Source organism: Cellulomonas sp. NPDC058312, assembly GCF_042880135.1.
GTDB lineage: Bacteria > Actinomycetota > Actinomycetes > Actinomycetales > Cellulomonadaceae > Cellulomonas.
The window spans coordinates 404,955-420,858 of record NZ_JBHVZE010000004.1; the positions used below are offsets into that span (position 1 = coordinate 404,955).

Genomic DNA, 15,904 nt, shown 5'->3' on the forward strand with positions numbered 1-15,904 from the left:
CACGCGGCCGTCATCGGCCGGGGCTAGCCTGCGGCGGTGCCCCGCATCGCCCCCCACGCCCGCGCCGTCCCCGCCTCCGGCATCCGCCGGGTGCTCGAGCTCGCGTGGACCCGCCCGGACGCGGTGGTGCTGTGCGTCGGCGAGCCCGACCTGCCGACGGCGCCGCACGTCCTGGCCGCGGCCCGCGACGCGCTCGACCGCGACGACACCCGCTACACGCCGAACGGCGGCATCGCCCCGCTGCGGGACGCACTGGCCGCCCGGCTCGACCCGGAGCACGCGCCGGCGGTGCGCCGGGACAACGTGTGGGTCACCGCCGGGGGCGCCCAGGCGCTGCACCTCGCGCTGAGCCTGACGGTCGGGGCCGGCGACGGGGTGCTGCTCCCGGACCCCGGGTACCCGCCGTTCACGATGGCCACCCGGCTGCTCCAGGCCGAGCCGCAGCCGTACGCGCTGCGCCCCGAGGACGGGTTCCTCCCGGACCCGGCGGCGGTGGAGGCCGCGATCACCGACCGCACCCGGGTCCTGCTGCTGAACTCGCCGTCGAACCCGCTGGGCACGGTGCTCCCGGCCGACCTGGTCGCCGAGCTGGTGGACGTCGCCCGGCGGCACGACCTGTGGGTGCTGTCCGACGAGGCGTACGCGGCGTTCACGTACGACGCCCCGCACGTCCCGGCGGCGCGGTTCGACACCGACGGCCGGGTGCTGACGCTGCACACGTTCTCCAAGACGCACGCGATGACCGGGTTCCGGGTCGGGGTGCTGGTGGTGCCGGACGCGATGGCCCCGCTGATGCCCCGGCTGCAGGAGTCGGTGATCTCGTGCGTGAACACCCCCGCGCAGTACGCGGCGCTCGCGGCGCTGACCGGCCCGCAGGACGCCGTCGACCACGCGCGGGCCACGTACCGGGCGCACCGCGACCTCGCGACGGGCCTGCTGGACGCGGCCGGGATCCCCTGGCTGCCCGCCGCCGGGGGCATCTACCTGTGGGCGGACGTCTCCCACGCCACCGACGGTGACGTCGCGGCCTGGGCGGAGGACCTGGTCCGGACGGCGGGGGTGGCGGTCGCGCCCGGGTCGGCGTTCGGCCCGCGGGGCGAGGGCTGGGCGCGGATCTCGCTGACCGCCACGGCCGACGACCTCCGGACGGGGCTGTCGAGGCTGCCGGGGCGGGCGCTCTAGGGCTCGTCCCGCGGCCGGACCGGCATCACCGCGAGCCCGACGCCGGTCCCGCGAGCGCCCGCTCGAAGGTCCCGAGCACCCGTGGCGAGAACAGCACGAACCGCACGAGGTCCACGCCGTCGGGGTGGGTGTCCGCCCAGCCGCGCACGGCCGCGACGGCGTGCTCGGCGACGGCGTCGGCCGACCAGCCGTAGACGCCCGCGCTGACGGCCGGGAACGCGACGGTCCGGGCGCCGAGCCCGGCGGCGACGTCGAGCGACCGCGTGAAGCAGGACCGCAGCAGGGCGGGGTCGGTCTGCCCGGCGCGGGCGTCCGGCCCGACGGTGTGGACGACCCACCGGGCGCGCAGCCGTCCGGCACCGGTGGCGACGGCGTCCCCGGTCGGCAGGCCGTCCGGCAGCGTGGTGCGGCGCAGCTCGCGGCACGCCGCCAGCAGCCCGGTGCCCGCGGCGGCGTGGATCGCGCCGTCGACGCCGCCCCCGCCGAGCAGGGAGGAGTTCGCGGCGTTCACCACCGCGTCGACGTCCTGGACGGTGATGTCGCCGGCGACGGCCTCGATGCGCATGACCCCATCGTCGCGCGCGCCGCGGCGGTCCGTCCTACGGTGGGCCGACAGCGCCGACCCCGGGAGGACCTCGTGACCGCACCCATCCCCACCGAGCCGGTCCCCACCGGTCCCGACGGCACCGAGCCGGTTCCGGTCGGACACGAGGACGTGCCGGAGCTCGAGTACGACGAGACCGTCCCGCCGCGCCCCGAGGAGGACGTGGCCGACGTCGCCCGCGCCGTCCCGGACCCCGCCGGGCACGGCGGACCGACCCCGGACCAGATCCGGCCCTGACCCCCGGGCAGGCCCGCGCGCCCGCTGACCTGCGCTAACGTCGGGGACCATGCAGAGCCGCACCAAGGTCGACGTCGACCGCCCCGTCCTGGACCTCCTCGTGCGCGAGGTGCTGGGCACCGACGCCCCCGTGACCCGGGTGCGCGAGCTCACGGACGGGATGTTCAACGCCGCCTACGGGGTCGACCTCGGGGACGGCACGGCCGTCGTGGTGAAGGTCGCCCCGCCGCCGGGGACGCCGGTGCTCACGTACGAGCGGGACCTGATGCGGGCCGAGGTGGACTTCTACCGGCGGGCCGCGGGGGTGGTCCCGGCGCCCGCGGTGCTCGGCGTCGACCTGACGCGGTCCCGGGTCGACCGGGACGTCCTGGTCATGGAGCACCTGTGCGGCACGCCGCTGGAGTCCGTGCGCCGCGACCTGCCGGCCGCCGAGGCCGCGACGGTGCAGCGCGAGCTCGGTGCGGCGGTCGCACGGCTGCGCGCGGTGACGGGCACCCGGTTCGGCTACGACCGCCCGGACGGCTCGCTGTCCGCCGCCACCTGGTCCGGGGCGCTGCGCGCGATGGTCGAGGCCCTGGTGGTGGACGCGGACCACTACCGGGTGCGGCTGTCGGGACGCGCGCGCGGGCTGCCGGACCTGGTCACGGCCGCCGCCGACGTGCTCGACGCCGCGGTGCCCGTCCCGGTGCTGACGCACTTCGACCTGTGGGAGGGCAACGTCTTCGTGGCGCCGGGGGCGGACGGCGCGCCGCACCTGGAGGCGGTGGTCGACGGGGAGCGGGCGTTCTGGGGCGACCCGCTCGCGGAGCTGGTGTCGACGTCGCTGTTCCGCGACCCCGCGCAGGCGACGGACTTCCTGGCCGGGTACGCGGCGGAGGCGGGGGAGCCCCTGGACCTCGGCACGGACGCGCAGCTGCGCCTGACGCTCTACCGCGCGTACCTGTGCCTGATCATGACCGTGGAGGGCGCGCCGCGCGGCTACGGCCCGGAGGGCCAGGCGGGCGTCGCGTTCGCCCGCCGGCGCCTCGCCGCGGAGCTCCGCACGCTGCACCGCGTGCTCGGCTGACGGTCTTCACCCCCGGCGGGTCCGCCGGTGGGGGCGACCGCTGCGGTGGTCGTGAGGCATGCTGGTCGGCGTGCAGATCCGGGAGATGCAGGAGGACGACTGGCAGACGGTCCGCGACGTGCGCCTGCGCGCGCTCCGCGAGGACCCGGAGGTGTTCGGCTCGTCCCTCGCCCGCGAGGAGATGTTCGCCGAGACGCACTGGCGGATGCGCCTGCGCAGCGCCCGCACGTGGGTGTCGCTCGACGCCGGCGGCACCGCGCGCGGGCTGGTCGGGATGATCGAGGAGCCCGGCTCGCCGAAGTCCGACCGGCACGTCGTCCAGCTGTGGGTCGCCCCGGAGGCGCGGCGGCACGGCATCGGCTGGTCGCTGCTGGACGCGGTCCGGGCCGCGGCTCTCGCGGACGGCGCGGCGACGGTGTCCCTGTGGGTGGTGGACGGCAACCACGCGGCGGGCGACCTGGTGGTGCGCGCGGGCTTCGTCCGGACGCAGGAGCGGCACAAGCTGACCCGCGACCCCACGCAGTCCGAGGAGCGGCTGGTGCTGCGGCTCACCTGAGCGCGCCGCTCAGCCGGCGTCGGGCACCGACTCCAGCAGGAGGGTCACCGGGCCGTCGTTGACGAGCTCGACGGCCATGTCCGCGCCGAACACCCCGGTCGGCACGGTGAGCCCCCGCGCGCGCAGGTCCGCGACGACGGCGGCCACCAGGGGCTCGGCGACCGGGCCCGGTGCGGCGGCGTTCCAGGTGGGGCGCCGGCCCTTGCGCGCGTCGCCGTACAGCGTGAACTGGCTGACGACGAGCACGGGCGCACCGGCCTCGACCGCCGACCGCTCGTCGCGCAGGATCCGCAGCTCGGCGACCTTGCGGGCGATGTGCTCGACCTGCGCCGGGCCGTCGCCGGGAGTGACGCCGACCAGGACGACCAGCCCCTCGCCGTCGAACGACCCGACCACCGCGCCGTCGACCGTGACCGAGGCGCGCGTCGCACGCTGGACGACCGCCCTCACGCGGGGCCCTCGCCCTCGAACGCCGGCACGACCGCCCCGACGGGCTCGCCGTGGCCGAGCACCGGGGTGGTGCCGAGCGCGTCGAGCGCCACGAGGTCCACGCCCGGCACGTCCGGCGCGCCGGCCACCCGCAGCGCGGCGGCGAGGACGGCGGGGCGGGGCCGGCCGCTGCCGTCGGTGATCTTGAACGCCAGCGCCGACCCGTCCGGCAGCGCCGCGGCGTAGACGCCGTCGGCCCCGTCCTTCGCGACGAGGCCCGGCACGGCGCGCATGGCCCGCGTGACGTCGCGGGCCGCGCCGCCGACGAGCTCCGGGTGCTGCGACATGGCGTCGGCGACGCGCGCGAGCGGGGTCCCGGGCTCGGTGCGCGGGGCGGACGCCACCCGGGCGAAGGCCCGCGCGAGGCCGACGAGGGTCGTGGAGAACAGGGGCGCCCCGCAGCCGTCGACGGTGACGTGCCAGGCGGGCGTGCCGGTGAGCTCCTCGACCGCCGCGCGGCACGCGACCTGGACCGGGTGCTCGGCGTCGAGGTAGCGGTCGGGCTCCCACCCGGGTTCGTCGGTGTGCGCGACGCAGGTGGCGAGCATCGCCGCGTGCTTGCCGGAGCAGTTCTGGGTGACGGGTTCCGGGCCGTGCCCGTCCTGCCGCCAGGCGAACGCGGCCTCCGGGTCCAGCGGCAGGTCGGGGGTGTTGGCCAGCGCGGTCTCGCTGAAGGCGGCCTGCAGCAGGGTCTCGCGGACCACCCGCAGGTGCTCCGGGGTGCCGTCGTGGCTCGCGCAGGCGAGCGCGAGGTGGGGTCCGTCGAGGTCGAGCCCCGCGCGCAGCATGCCGACGGCCTGCAGCGGCTTGAGCGACGACCGGGCCAGGATCGCGACCTCGGGGTCGCCGAGCGCGAGCCGCACGGACCCGTCGGGGGCGAGCACGACGAGGTGGCCGGTGTGCACGGACTCGACGAGCTCACCCCGGACGACGCGGGCCAGCGGCACGGCGGCGGACGCGACGTCGGTGGCGGCGGCCTCGCGGGCGACGGCCCGGGCCGCGTCCAGCGCCTCGGCGGCCGCGTCCGGGGCCGCGGCGGCCGCGTCCGGTCCCGCGGGTGCGTCCTCGCCCAGCAGCCGCCCGGTCAGGTGCGGTCCGCCCGGTCGGGTGCCCGGCACGGTCACCACCCGCCGCTGGTCGGCCCGGAGCCCCCGCGACCCCCGCGCCCGGAGTGGGGGGCGACCGCGGGCCGCACGTCGACCAGGTAGACGATCGCCGCGACGGCGCTCAGCAGGCCCAGGAACGTCGGGAACGCCCCGAGCCCGAGCGGCGGCGGCACGGTGAAGAACGCCACCGCGGTCGCGATCCCGAGGATGATCGACCAGATCTGCTTGGTCTGCTTGCCCGCCGCGGCGAACGCGCGGGCGGGCCGGCGCAGGGCGTCGACGAGCGCCCAGACCGTCAGCACGAGGATGACGAGACTGAACAGCAGGAACAGGATGAGCTGCACGGAGCCGAAGATCACGGGCCGAGCCTACGGTGCACGGCGACCGGTCCGCAGGGGCGCGGGACCACTCAGAGCTCGGGCAGGGTCTCCCGTGCCGTGCGGGCGTCGACGCCGCTGGCCTCGAGCAGGTCGACGACCAGCGACCGCACCAGCAGCACCAGGCTCTGCGCCTGCCAGTCGTCGGGTGTGAGGGTGAACGGGTCGAGCTCCGCGGCGAGGCGCAGCAGCTCCTCGCGGGACCGCAGCGGCTCGGTCCCGGACCCGAGGGCGGCGGCGAGGGTGTCGGCGGCGAGGGCGATCCGGTCGATCGCGTCGGCGACGGGGCCGAGGTCGTGCGGCTGCTCGGCCTCGACGGTCGCGAGGGACCGTCGGGCGAGCACGCGGGAGTTCCGGACGGCGCGGTCGACGCGGACCGCGGACTGCCCGATCCACGCCAGCTCGGTCCGGTGGCGCCGGCCGGACGGCGACACGCGCGCGAGGTCGCGGGCGGACCGGGCGGCGTCCTGCCACTCGTCGAGCGCGGGCTGGGAGGCGCGCCCGCGGATGAGGGCGTCCTCGACGTCGTGCGGGTCGCGGGTCCGCAGGCCCCGGGCGAGCAGCCGCAGCATCCCCGCCAGCTCGACGACCGCGGCCCGGCCCTGGGCGCGGGGCGGCGGCGGGGGTCGCTGGGGGTCAGCGCGGCGACAGCGAGGGCGACAGCGCCGCCGACCAGGGCGTCCGTCCACCGGCCGACGGGTCCGCCGGACGCGCCGACGGCGGGCAGGCCGACGATGACGATCGCCTGCACGCCGGCCTGGGTGGTGAGCATGGGCCCGCGGTCCAGGAACCGGGCGACCAGCGCCGCGACCCCGAGGACGAGCGCGACCTGCCACGGCCCGGTGCCGATGCCGTGCACGACGAGGTCGCCGAGGCCGACGCCGAGGGCGACGCCGACGGCGAGCTCCGCGACCCGCCGCAGGTCGCGGTCGGCGGTGAACCCGAGGGCGATCCAGGCGCTGACGGGCGCGAAGAACGGGGCGCTGTGCCCGAGCAGGTAGTACCCGATGGCGTAGGCGACGCCTGCGGCGATCACGGCCTGCAGGACGGGGACGAACGCGGTCCGCACCCGGGCGCGGCCCTGACGGGCGCGCGCGGCGAGCTGGACCCGCACCGCCGACGGCCCGGCCGTCGTCCGCGGGGCCGGGGCGCCGGTCACAGCATCGGGTGGCCGCCGAGGCCGCGCGTGAGCGGGCCGTGGGCGGCGGGCCGGTCGACGGACACGCCGTCGCCGGGGACCACGATCTCCTGGCCGGCGGTGATGACCCCGCCGTCGCACTCGACCACGACGTCGGCGTCGACCGGCGCGGACCGCTTCACCACGGCGAGCGCGACGGGGCCGAGCTCGTGGTGCCGGGCGACGGTGGTGACGCGGCCGAGCTCGCGGCCGGGCTCGCCGGTGGTGAGCAGGTCGCCGAGGTCGCGCACGACCGCGCCGGCCTCGGGCAGCAGGTGGCCGGACCCGTCGAGGTGCAGCAGCACCAGGCGGCGCGGCGGCCGTCCCATGTTGTGCACGCGGGCGATGGTCTCCTGCCCGCGGTAGCAGCCCTTGTGCAGGTGCACGGCGGTGCGCAGCCAGTCGAGCTCGTGCGGGATGGTCCGGTGGTCGAGCTCGCGGCCCGACCGCGGGCGCCAGGCCTCGACGCGGACGGCCTCGCTCGCCCAGGTGCCGACGAGCGGCCACCCCGACGCCTCGCGGGCACGGACGGCGTCGACGAGCCCGGCGCGCGGGACGAGGACGAGGCGCCACGCCCGGTCGGCGCCCGGGTGCTGGTCGTCGGGCAGGCCGTAGCGGGTGCCGCCGGGCAGGGTCCGGGGCCAGGGGTCGCGCCAGGTGACGGGCTCGCCGGGCGCGCCCTCGGCGTCCACGGGCTCGCCGATCGCGGCCCAGTCGTCGGTCACGTCGGCGACCTCGACGCGCAGCATGAACCGCATCCGGTCCAGCCAGGCGGCCAGCTCGGGCGCGCTCTCGGTGATGAGCCAGGTCGCCTCGCCGTCGTCGACCACGTCCGCCGCGTGCTCGACGTGCCCCTGGGGGCTGAGCACGAGCGTCTCGGTGGACGTGCGCGGGGCCAGGTCGGTGAGCTGCTGCGAGGTGATCGAGTGCAGCCACGACAGCCGGTCGGGGCCCGCGACGCGCACGACGCCGAGGTGCGACTGGTCGACGACGCCGCCGCCGCGGGTCAGTGCGCGCTGCTCCGCGGTCGGGTCGCCGTAGTGCCAGGCCACGCCCGCGTCGGGGCCGGAGCCGGCGACTGCGCCGTGCCGGTCGAGCAGGGGGCTGCGGTGCCGGGGCGCGGCCGGTGCGGTCGCGTCGGCGTCGGGGGTCGTCGGCTGCGCGGTCACGTCAGTCCAGGACCCGGCTGAGCCGCGCCGAGCCGTAGGACTGCAGCTCGTGCCCGAACGCGGCGAGGTCGTGCGCCCACATGAGGTCGCCCTGGACGAGGCCGTACAGCCGCTTGCCCGCGGTGACCTCCGCGCCGGTCGCTGTGCGCGCGATCAGGTCGCTGACCAGGTCGATCCGCCCGTTGCCCGTCGCGCCGACGTACACCGCCACGTGCCCCGAGGGGTCCGCGAGCAGCAGCTCGACGGGGTGCAGCTCGGAGCCCATGCCCTCGGGCCGCTCCGGCGGGATGCGCCAGTAGCCCTGCTCCGTGGCCCACACCGGGGACTCGTCCGCGGCGTCGGTGCCGCCGGTCCCGTCCGTGCCGTCCGCGAGCGCCGAGGCGTCGTCCGGCGCGACGACGAGCCGGATCGTGGAGGTGTAGGACAGGTAGGGCCCGCCGTCGTGGTCGAAGGTCACGTCCTGCGTGAACGCGGTCTCCTCGATGCCCGGGTACCCCACGACGCCCTCGCCGTGCCAGCGGCCGACCAGCCAGGCCAGCGGGTACATCTCGGGGGCGAGGCCCTCGGGGAGGGTGAACGCCATGTCAGCGCTGTCCCTTGAACAGCCGGACGACGACGAGGAGCGCGAACCAGCCGATCGCGACGGTGGCCGCGACGAGCAAGCCGATGAAGAAGATCTCGAGTGCCTGCATGTGCCGATCCTAACGACGGATCGCCGGCGTGCCCCCGCTGTCCGCGGTCACGCGTGCCGGGCCGCGCGCAGCCGGACGCCGAGCAGGTACAGCTCGCAGCCGAGGCAGAGCCCGAACACCGCGTTCAGCGTGGCCGCGACCAGCGCGAGCGCCGCGGCGACCGGCACCGCCGCCCCCACGCCGAGCAGGGCCAGCAGCACCCCGCCGCCCGTGATCACCAGCCCGACGACCTGCGCGAACCGCGGCGGCCGGGGGTCCTCGCGCTCGGCGGCCGGCGCGAGCCGGGGACGGACGAGCGCCTGGAACAGCAGCCCCTGGACGGAGCCCTGCGCGCCGCGGACGGCGCCGACGGCGAACAGCGCCGCGACCACCGCGAGGCCCGCCGTCCCGGCGGCGCCGGGGAGCAGCAGGACGACGACGAGCAGCACGGCGGTCAGGGCCGCGCCGAACCGGGGGCCGCGGGGGTCGATGCCGGCGGGCGCGGCGGCGGGGCCGGCGGCGGAGGTGGGGGTGGGTGCGGTCACGCGGGGGTCCTCCCGGACGTCGGGTCGAGCGCGGCGAGGGCCTGGGCCCGGGTGGTGGCGCCGGACATCCGACCGCGCACGGCTCCCGCGCGGTCGAGCACGAGGACCGTCGGGGTGCGCCGGACGTCGAACCGGCGGACCAGGTCGAGCCGCTCCTCGGCGGGCAGCTCGACGTGGGCGAGGCCCGCGTCGGCTGCGGCGAGCTCGCCCAGGACCGAGGCGGTGCTCCGGCACGGCGCGCACGTCGCGGACGACAGCTGCACGAAGGTCGCGCGGCGGCCGAGCGGGGCACCGAGGTCGGCGGGGGTGAGCACCGCGGTCGCGGCGCCGGGGTGCGCGGCGGCGAACCGCCCGTTGCGGGCCCGCCACACGATCCCGAGCGCGCCGGCGAGCAGCAGCACGCCCAGCACCAGCAGCACCCGCAGCTCCACGACACCCCCCGGGGGTCGGCCGGGGGCTCAGCCCACCAGCACGCGTCCGACGACGTAGACCAGGATGCCGGTGACCGCGACGGGCAGGACAGCCACCGCCCAGCCCGCGAGACGACGTTCCAGGGCGGGCAGCCGGTCGAAGAGCACGTCGCCCGCGGCGACGAGGACGCCGACCGCCGCGCCGAGCAGCACACCCGACAGCAGGCCGACGACGGGCAGCGCCGCCCCGGCCACCAGGCCCGCGGCGGTCGCGGCGCCGACGGTCGCGCCCGCGGCGGCCCAGCCGCGCAGCGGGAGCACGCTCAGCGCTGACGCGACGGCGAGCGCGACGGCGCCGGTGACGACGACCGCGTCGCCCCCGCCGGTGCGCTCCGCGGCGAGCCAGCCCGCGGCGCACACGGGCGCCAGCGACCCGGCGACGGTGCCGGCCACCGACTCCACGAGGCGGACCCGGCCGTCGCGGCGCGCGAGCTCGGCGACGAACGACGCGAGCACCGCGCAGGCGAACACCGCGGGCACGGCGCCGAGCAGCGGCTCGCTCGTGGTGAGGTGCACGACGACGACGGCGGCGACGCCCGCGAGGCCGATGACGACGCCGCTGCCCACCCGGGACGGCAGACCGGCGACGACGGGCCAGCCGATCGCGAACACGACGGCGAGGACGACCAGGAGGGCGGCGAGGACGACCCCGTCCCGCCCGCCGACCGACACGTCCCCGAGGACTCCGGCTACGGCGACGAGCGTCGCCAGGACCGCCGTGGTCACGGCTCTACTCGACGCTGGCACGTCCGCCATCCTCGCAGACGGACGGCGGCGGCCCGGCATCGCGCGTCTGCGGGCCGTGACATCTGGCGTGACATCCACGGGGTACCGTGTCCCCCAATTCGGACGGGGAGAGGTGACACGTGGCCGACCTGCTGCTGCTCACGCCCGCGTCCGGTGGCTCGTCCCAGGTGCTGCCTGCCCTCGGGCTGCTGTCCCACCGGGTCCGCGTGCTCCCGGTGGAGCCGTCCGCCCTGGTCGACGCCCCGGACGCCGACATCGTCGTGCTCGACGCGCGCCGCGACCTGGTCACGGCGCGCACCACCTGCCGGCTGCTGCGCGCGACCGGGCTGACGGTGCCGCTGGTGCTCGTGCTCACCGAGGGCGGCCTGACGGTCGTCACCGCGGAGTGGGGCGCGGACGACATCGTGCTCGAGCACGCGACGCCCGCGGAGGTCGAGACCCGGTTCCGCCTGGTCATCGAGCGCGCCGCGGCGTCCTCGTACGACGACGCGCCGCAGGAGATCTCGTCCGGCGAGCTGATGATCGACGCCGGCGGGTACACCGCCCGGCTGCGCGGCCGCCCGCTCGACCTCACGTACAAGGAGTTCGAGCTGCTCAAGTACCTCGTGCAGCACCCGGGCCGGGTGTTCACGCGGGCGCAGCTGCTCCAGGAGGTCTGGGGCTACGACTACTACGGGGGCACCCGGACGGTCGACGTGCACGTGCGGCGCCTGCGCGCCAAGCTCGGCCCGGAGCACGAGCAGCTGATCGGCACCGTGCGCAACGTGGGTTACCGGTTCGACCCGCCGAAGGACCGTCGCGGCGGCGACGGATCGGGCTCGCCCTCCCCGGCCGAGGTCTCCGCGGACGCCTGACGGCTCCGTGCCCGCTGGACGACGGCGCGCCGGTGTCCCGCCCGGTGCCCGTCCGGACGCGGTAGGTTCTGCCCCGATGACCGTCGACTCCTCCGCCCTGCTGCTCGACGGCCCGTGGCGGCACCACTTCGTCCCGGCGAACGGCGCCCGGTTCCACGTGGCCGTCGCCGGTCCCGACGACCGCGACGCCCCGCTCGTGGTGCTGCTGCACGGCCTGCCCGAGCTGTGGTGGGCGTGGCGGCACCAGCTGCCGGCGATCGCCGAGGACGGCTACCGGGTCGTCGCGATGGACCTGCGCGGCACCGGCGGGTCGGACAAGCCGCCGATCGGCTACGACGTGCCGACGCTGACCCGGGACGTCGCGGGCGTGGTGCGGTCGCTCGGCTGCGAGCGCGCGGTGGTGGTCGGCCACGGGGTCGGGGGCGGTGACGTCGCGTGGGCGATGCCCGCGTACCACCCCGACCTCACGCGGGCGGTCGCCGTGCTGTCGTCGCCGCACCCGCTGCTGCGCCGGGCCGACCCGCGGTCGGGGCTGCGGGCCCGCGCGGCCCGGCGGGTGGCCGCGATGCAGGTCCCGTACCTGCCGGAGCGCTCGATGACCGGCGGCGACCTCGTCGCGCGGCTGCTGCGCGAGTGGGGCGGCCCGCGCTGGCCGGACCCCGCGGCGCTGGCCCTGTACCGGCGCGCGGTGCAGGTGCCGTTCGCCGCGCACTCCGCGCTGGAGCAGGTCCGGTGGCTGTACCGCTCGGGCGTGCGCGCCGACGGCGGCCGGCACGCGCAGGCGCTGCGGTCGGCAGCGGCCGTGCCGACGCTGCAGGTGCACGGCGGGTCGGACGGCTGCTACCCGGTGTCGCGGGCGATGGCGGACGGCGCCGTCGCCCGTCAGCTCGGCGCGCAGTACCGGTTCGAGATGCTGGCCGGCGCCGGCCACTACCTGCCCGAGGAGGAGCCCGTCCGGGTCACCGCGCTGCTGCGCGGCTGGCTGGCGGAGCTCGACCGGACCGCCTGACCGCGCCGGTGGCGCCGGCGCGCCCTGGGACCGCAGGCCCGTCCGAGCCCGTGCGGACGGACGCTATGCTGACCGTCGCACGCCGCGTGGGAGCGCTCCCGCAGCGGAGACACCACCGACCGAGAGGCGCAACGATGCGGTACGGCCACTTCGACGACGAGGCACGCGAGTACGTCATCACGACGCCGCACACGCCCTACCCGTGGATCAACTACCTCGGCTCCGAGGAGTTCTTCTCGCTGGTCTCGCACACGGCGGGCGGGTACTCGTTCTACCGGGACGCGAAGATGCGCCGGCTCACCCGGTACCGGTACAACAACATCCCCACCGACGAGGGCGGCCGGTACTTCTACGTCAACGACGGCGGCGACGTCTGGACCCCCGGCTGGCTGCCGGTGAAGGCCGACCTCGACCACTTCGAGGCGCGCCACGGCCTCGGCTACTCCCGGATCACCGGCACCCGCGGCGGCCTGCAGGTCGACACGCTGTTCTTCGTGCCGCTCGGCGAGACCGCCGAGATCCAGCAGGTCACGCTGACCAACACGACCGACGCCGAGAAGTCCGTCAGCCTGTTCTCGTTCGTCGAGTTCTGCCTGTGGAACGCCCAGGACGACCAGACCAACTACCAGCGCAACCTGTCGCTGGCCGAGGTCGAGGTCGAGCAGGACGGCCCGCACGGCTCCGCGATCTTCCACAAGACCGAGTACCGCGAGCGCCGCGACCACTACGCCGTCTACGGCGTGAACACGCGCGCCGACGGGTTCGACACCGACCGCGACACGTTCGTCGGCCCGTGGAACGGCCTGGGCGAGGCCGCCGTGCCGCGCGCCGGGAAGTCCGCCGGGTCGATCGCGTCGGGCTGGTACCCGATCGGCTCGCACCAGGTCGACGTCACGCTCGCGCCGGGCGAGAGCCGGTCGCTGACCTACGTGCTCGGCTACGTCGAGAACGACCACGAGACCAAGTGGGCCCCGGCCGCGGACGGCGAGCTGCCGATGCAGCGGGTCAACCGCGAGCGCGCGCACGCGCTGCTGTCCCGGTTCGCCACCCAGGAGCAGACGGACGCGGCGTTCGAGGCGCTGCGCGCGCACTGGGCCGGGCTGCTGTCCACCTACTCGGTGACGTCGACCGACGAGAAGCTGGACCGGATGGTCAACATCTGGAACCAGTACCAGTGCATGGTCACGTTCAACATGTCGCGCTCGGCGTCGTACTTCGAGACCGGCATCGGCCGCGGCATGGGGTTCCGCGACTCCAACCAGGACCTGCTGGGCTTCGTGCACCTGGTCCCGGAGCGCGCCCGGGAGCGGATCATCGACATCGCGTCGACGCAGTTCCCCGACGGCTCGGCCTACCACCAGTACCAGCCGCTGACGAAGCGCGGGAACAACGACATCGGCTCGGGCTTCAACGACGACCCGCTGTGGCTGATCCTCGGCGTGGCGGCCTACATCAAGGAGACCGGCGACGCCGCGATCCTCGACGAGCTGGTCCCGTTCGACAACCAGCCGGGCTCCGAGGTGCCGCTGTTCGACCACCTCACCCGGTCGTTCGAGTTCACCGTCGACAACCAGGGCCCGCACGCGCTGCCGCTGATCGGGCGCGCCGACTGGAACGACTGCCTCAACCTCAACTGCTTCTCGACCGAGCCGGGCGAGTCGTTCCAGACGACCGAGAACCAGGCCGGCGGCGTCGCGGAGTCGGTGTTCATCGCCGCGATGTTCGTGCACATCGGCCCGGAGTACGCCGAGCTCGCCGAGCGCCGCGGCCTGCCCGAGGTCGCCGCCGCCGCGCGCGCCGAGGTCGAGAAGATGCGTGCCGCCGTGCTCGAGCACGGCTGGGACGGCGAGTGGTTCCTGCGCGCGTACGACTTCTACGGCAACCCCGTGGGCACCGACGCGAAGCCCGAGGGCAAGATCTGGATCGAGCCGCAGGGGTTCGCGGTCATGGCGGGCATCGGCGTCGACCCGGCGAACCCCGCGGACCCGACGTCCCCGGCGGTGCGCGCGCTGGACTCCGTCGCGGAGCACCTGGCGACGCCGCACGGCATGGTCCTGCAGTCCCCGGCCTACACGAGCTACCAGATCGAGCTCGGCGAGGTCTCCACGTACCCCCCGGGCTACAAGGAGAACGGCGGCATCTTCTGCCACAACAACCCGTGGGTCATCATCGGCGAGACCGTGCTCGGCCGCGGCGAGAAGGCGTTCGACTACTACCGGCGCATCACCCCCGCGTACCGCGAGGACATCTCCGACGTGCACAAGCTCGAGCCGTACGTGTACGCGCAGATGATCGCGGGCAAGGAGGCCGTCCGGCACGGCGAGGCGAAGAACTCGTGGCTGACCGGCACCGCCGCGTGGAACTTCGTGGCCGTCTCGCAGTACCTGCTGGGCGTGCGGCCCGACCACGACGGCCTGGTCGTCGACCCGCAGATCGGCCCGGACGTGCCCGCGTACACGGTCACCCGCGTCGCGCGCGGCGCCCGGTACGAGATCACGGTGACCAACTCCGGCGAGCCCGGAGCCCGCGGCCGCCTGGTCGTCGACGGCACGCCGATCGAGGGCCGCACCGTCCCGTACGCCCCGGCGGGCAGCACGGTGGTCGTCGAGGTCCTGGTCTAGCGGCTGCGCCGACGTCGCCCGTCCGGCCGAGGTCGCCCCCTGCAGGTGGCGACCTCGGCCGGACGTGCCGACCTCGGCGTCGGAGCCGCTATGCTGGTCGGGCCGTTCCCTCCGCGGGACGGCGTGCGACCGGCCCACGGGGCGGTCACGCGGGTGTAGTTCAATGGTAGAACTTCAGCTTCCCAAGCTGATAGCGCGGGTTCGATTCCCGTCACCCGCTCAGCAGGAGGCCAGGTCCGGATCCGTCCGCACCTGGCCTTCGTCGTCCTCCGGGGAGGTGCGACCGGGCGCACCCCTCAGTCGCAGTGATTTCCCCTACTCAACCGGCAGGGACCCCTCCTTGTCGTCGTTAGCGTGCCGACGCCAGCGACGACGGAAGGACCCCGGTGAACACCCACATCTCCTCGATCGACCTGCAGCTCCCCGAGCGGTGGTGCGGCTGGCGGCCCGGCGACGTCGCGCGGATCGCCCGCCGCGCCGCCGCCGGTCTCACGCGCTCGCCGGTCGCCGACGCGCGCCTGCGGTCGGCGCTCGTCGCGGTCGACCGCGCGGTCGTCGAGCAGAACGCGCGGCACGTCCGCGCCGGCGTCTGGGTGCCCGACCCCTCCGGGGACGTCGTGGGCGGACTCGCCTGCGAGCTCCTGGTCGAGGCCCAGGCCGTCGACGACCCGCCCTCGACGCACCTGCGCCGGATCCGTCGCAAGATCTACCGCACGCGCCGCGCCGCGACCCGGCTCTCGTACCACGGGGTCGACGTGCGCGAGGTGCCCGCCGGAAGCGCGGTCGTCACGCAGCGCAGCCTCGGGGTGCAGCGGCACGAGGTGATCTGGACGGTGTTCCCGCCCGGGTCGACCCAGGCTGTCGAGCTGCGGTTCGACACCCGCAGCCGCGAGCGGTACCCGGAGCTGCTGGTGCACGCCGAGCAGATCGCGCTCGACCTGCGGGTCACCCTCGCCGCGGCCTGACGGGCCGGTGCCGGCGACGTCCCGGCCCGCGCCCGCCGTCACTGCCACACTGGTCCGCG

General features: G+C 76.1%; 18 protein-coding genes, 1 tRNA gene and 1 pseudogene. 9 read left to right on the top strand and 11 right to left on the bottom strand.

The window, feature by feature from the left end:
- The first annotated feature begins 36 nt into the window (after positions 1 to 36).
- Complete coding sequence (locus tag ACFVXN_RS14390) at positions 37 to 1,182, top strand: pyridoxal phosphate-dependent aminotransferase (RefSeq protein ID WP_389233672.1); 1,146 nt, start codon at positions 37 to 39, stop codon at positions 1,180 to 1,182.
- Positions 1,183 to 1,207: 25 nt separating this feature from the next.
- Here the strand turns inward: ACFVXN_RS14390 and ACFVXN_RS14395 are convergent, their stop codons facing one another.
- Positions 1,208 to 1,747, bottom strand: a complete 540-nt coding sequence (locus tag ACFVXN_RS14395) for an O-acetyl-ADP-ribose deacetylase (protein ID WP_389233675.1) — start codon at positions 1,745 to 1,747, stop codon at positions 1,208 to 1,210.
- Between the two features lie 72 nt (positions 1,748 to 1,819).
- Here ACFVXN_RS14395 and ACFVXN_RS14400 point away from each other — a divergent pair, with 72 nt between their 5' ends.
- From ACFVXN_RS14400 to ACFVXN_RS14410, 3 genes are all read left to right on the top strand, one after another.
- The gene (locus ACFVXN_RS14400; protein ID WP_389233678.1) at positions 1,820 to 2,023 is read left to right on the top strand and encodes a hypothetical protein; all 204 of its coding nucleotides are present in this window, start codon (positions 1,820 to 1,822) and stop codon (positions 2,021 to 2,023) included.
- Between the two features lie 49 nt (positions 2,024 to 2,072).
- The gene (locus tag ACFVXN_RS14405; RefSeq protein ID WP_389233681.1) at positions 2,073 to 3,089 is read left to right on the top strand and encodes a phosphotransferase family protein; all 1,017 of its coding nucleotides are present in this window, start codon (positions 2,073 to 2,075) and stop codon (positions 3,087 to 3,089) included.
- A gap of 70 nt (positions 3,090 to 3,159) precedes the next feature.
- On the top strand, positions 3,160 to 3,645 hold the full coding sequence (locus ACFVXN_RS14410) for a GNAT family N-acetyltransferase (protein ID WP_389233684.1): 486 nt from the start codon (positions 3,160 to 3,162) through the stop codon (positions 3,643 to 3,645).
- 9 nt (positions 3,646 to 3,654) lie between these two features.
- Here the strand turns inward: ACFVXN_RS14410 and dtd are convergent, their stop codons facing one another.
- The 10 genes and pseudogenes from dtd to ACFVXN_RS14460 form a co-directional block, all read right to left on the bottom strand.
- A complete protein-coding gene (gene dtd, locus ACFVXN_RS14415; RefSeq protein WP_389233687.1) occupies positions 3,655 to 4,095 on the bottom strand; it encodes a D-aminoacyl-tRNA deacylase in 441 nt (146 codons plus the stop codon).
- On the bottom strand, positions 4,092 to 5,141 hold the full coding sequence (locus tag ACFVXN_RS14420) for an asparaginase (RefSeq protein ID WP_389234061.1): 1,050 nt from the start codon (positions 5,139 to 5,141) through the stop codon (positions 4,092 to 4,094). Before ACFVXN_RS14420 ends, dtd begins: the two co-directional genes overlap by 4 nt.
- A gap of 113 nt (positions 5,142 to 5,254) precedes the next feature.
- The gene (locus ACFVXN_RS14425; protein WP_389233689.1) at positions 5,255 to 5,599 is read right to left on the bottom strand and encodes a DUF2516 family protein; all 345 of its coding nucleotides are present in this window, start codon (positions 5,597 to 5,599) and stop codon (positions 5,255 to 5,257) included.
- A gap of 50 nt (positions 5,600 to 5,649) precedes the next feature.
- Positions 5,650 to 6,189: a hypothetical protein gene (locus tag ACFVXN_RS14430; protein WP_389233691.1), complete on the bottom strand. Its 540-nt coding sequence runs from the start codon at positions 6,187 to 6,189 to the stop codon at positions 5,650 to 5,652.
- Positions 6,190 to 6,323: 134 nt separating this feature from the next.
- A pseudogene (locus ACFVXN_RS14435) lies at positions 6,324 to 6,776 on the bottom strand (aromatic acid exporter family protein); the annotation flags it as partial.
- On the bottom strand, positions 6,773 to 7,963 hold the full coding sequence (locus tag ACFVXN_RS14440; RefSeq protein ID WP_389233693.1) for a YgfZ/GcvT domain-containing protein: 1,191 nt from the start codon (positions 7,961 to 7,963) through the stop codon (positions 6,773 to 6,775). The pseudogene ACFVXN_RS14435 and the gene ACFVXN_RS14440, both read right to left, overlap by 4 nt.
- 1 nt (position 7,964) lies before the next feature.
- Complete coding sequence (locus tag ACFVXN_RS14445; RefSeq protein WP_389233696.1) at positions 7,965 to 8,546, bottom strand: FABP family protein; 582 nt, start codon at positions 8,544 to 8,546, stop codon at positions 7,965 to 7,967.
- Positions 8,547 to 8,702: 156 nt separating this feature from the next.
- Positions 8,703 to 9,179, bottom strand: coding sequence for a DUF4395 domain-containing protein (locus ACFVXN_RS14450; RefSeq protein WP_389233699.1), 477 nt, complete (start codon positions 9,177 to 9,179; stop codon positions 8,703 to 8,705).
- Positions 9,176 to 9,610, bottom strand: coding sequence for a thioredoxin family protein (locus tag ACFVXN_RS14455; protein WP_389233702.1), 435 nt, complete (start codon positions 9,608 to 9,610; stop codon positions 9,176 to 9,178). The genes ACFVXN_RS14450 and ACFVXN_RS14455 overlap by 4 nt, the downstream gene beginning before the upstream one ends.
- A 27-nt stretch (positions 9,611 to 9,637) precedes the next feature.
- Positions 9,638 to 10,375, bottom strand: a complete 738-nt coding sequence (locus tag ACFVXN_RS14460) for a hypothetical protein (protein WP_389233704.1) — start codon at positions 10,373 to 10,375, stop codon at positions 9,638 to 9,640.
- A gap of 140 nt (positions 10,376 to 10,515) precedes the next feature.
- On the opposite strand from ACFVXN_RS14460, the gene ACFVXN_RS14465 reads away from it, so the two are divergent.
- From ACFVXN_RS14465 to ACFVXN_RS14485, 5 genes are all read left to right on the top strand, one after another.
- Positions 10,516 to 11,250, top strand: coding sequence for a winged-helix domain-containing protein (locus ACFVXN_RS14465; protein ID WP_389233707.1), 735 nt, complete (start codon positions 10,516 to 10,518; stop codon positions 11,248 to 11,250).
- Between the two features lie 76 nt (positions 11,251 to 11,326).
- The gene (locus tag ACFVXN_RS14470; protein ID WP_389233710.1) at positions 11,327 to 12,259 is read left to right on the top strand and encodes an alpha/beta fold hydrolase; all 933 of its coding nucleotides are present in this window, start codon (positions 11,327 to 11,329) and stop codon (positions 12,257 to 12,259) included.
- 134 nt (positions 12,260 to 12,393) lie between these two features.
- Positions 12,394 to 14,880 (top strand): GH36-type glycosyl hydrolase domain-containing protein, encoded by a 2,487-nt coding sequence (locus ACFVXN_RS14475; RefSeq protein WP_389233713.1) that lies wholly within the window; start codon positions 12,394 to 12,396, stop codon positions 14,878 to 14,880.
- A 149-nt stretch (positions 14,881 to 15,029) separates the two neighbouring features.
- Positions 15,030 to 15,100, top strand: a tRNA-Gly gene (locus ACFVXN_RS14480).
- A gap of 166 nt (positions 15,101 to 15,266) precedes the next feature.
- Positions 15,267 to 15,845, top strand: a complete 579-nt coding sequence (locus ACFVXN_RS14485; RefSeq protein ID WP_389233716.1) for a hypothetical protein — start codon at positions 15,267 to 15,269, stop codon at positions 15,843 to 15,845.
- Positions 15,846 to 15,904: the final 59 nt, after the last annotated feature.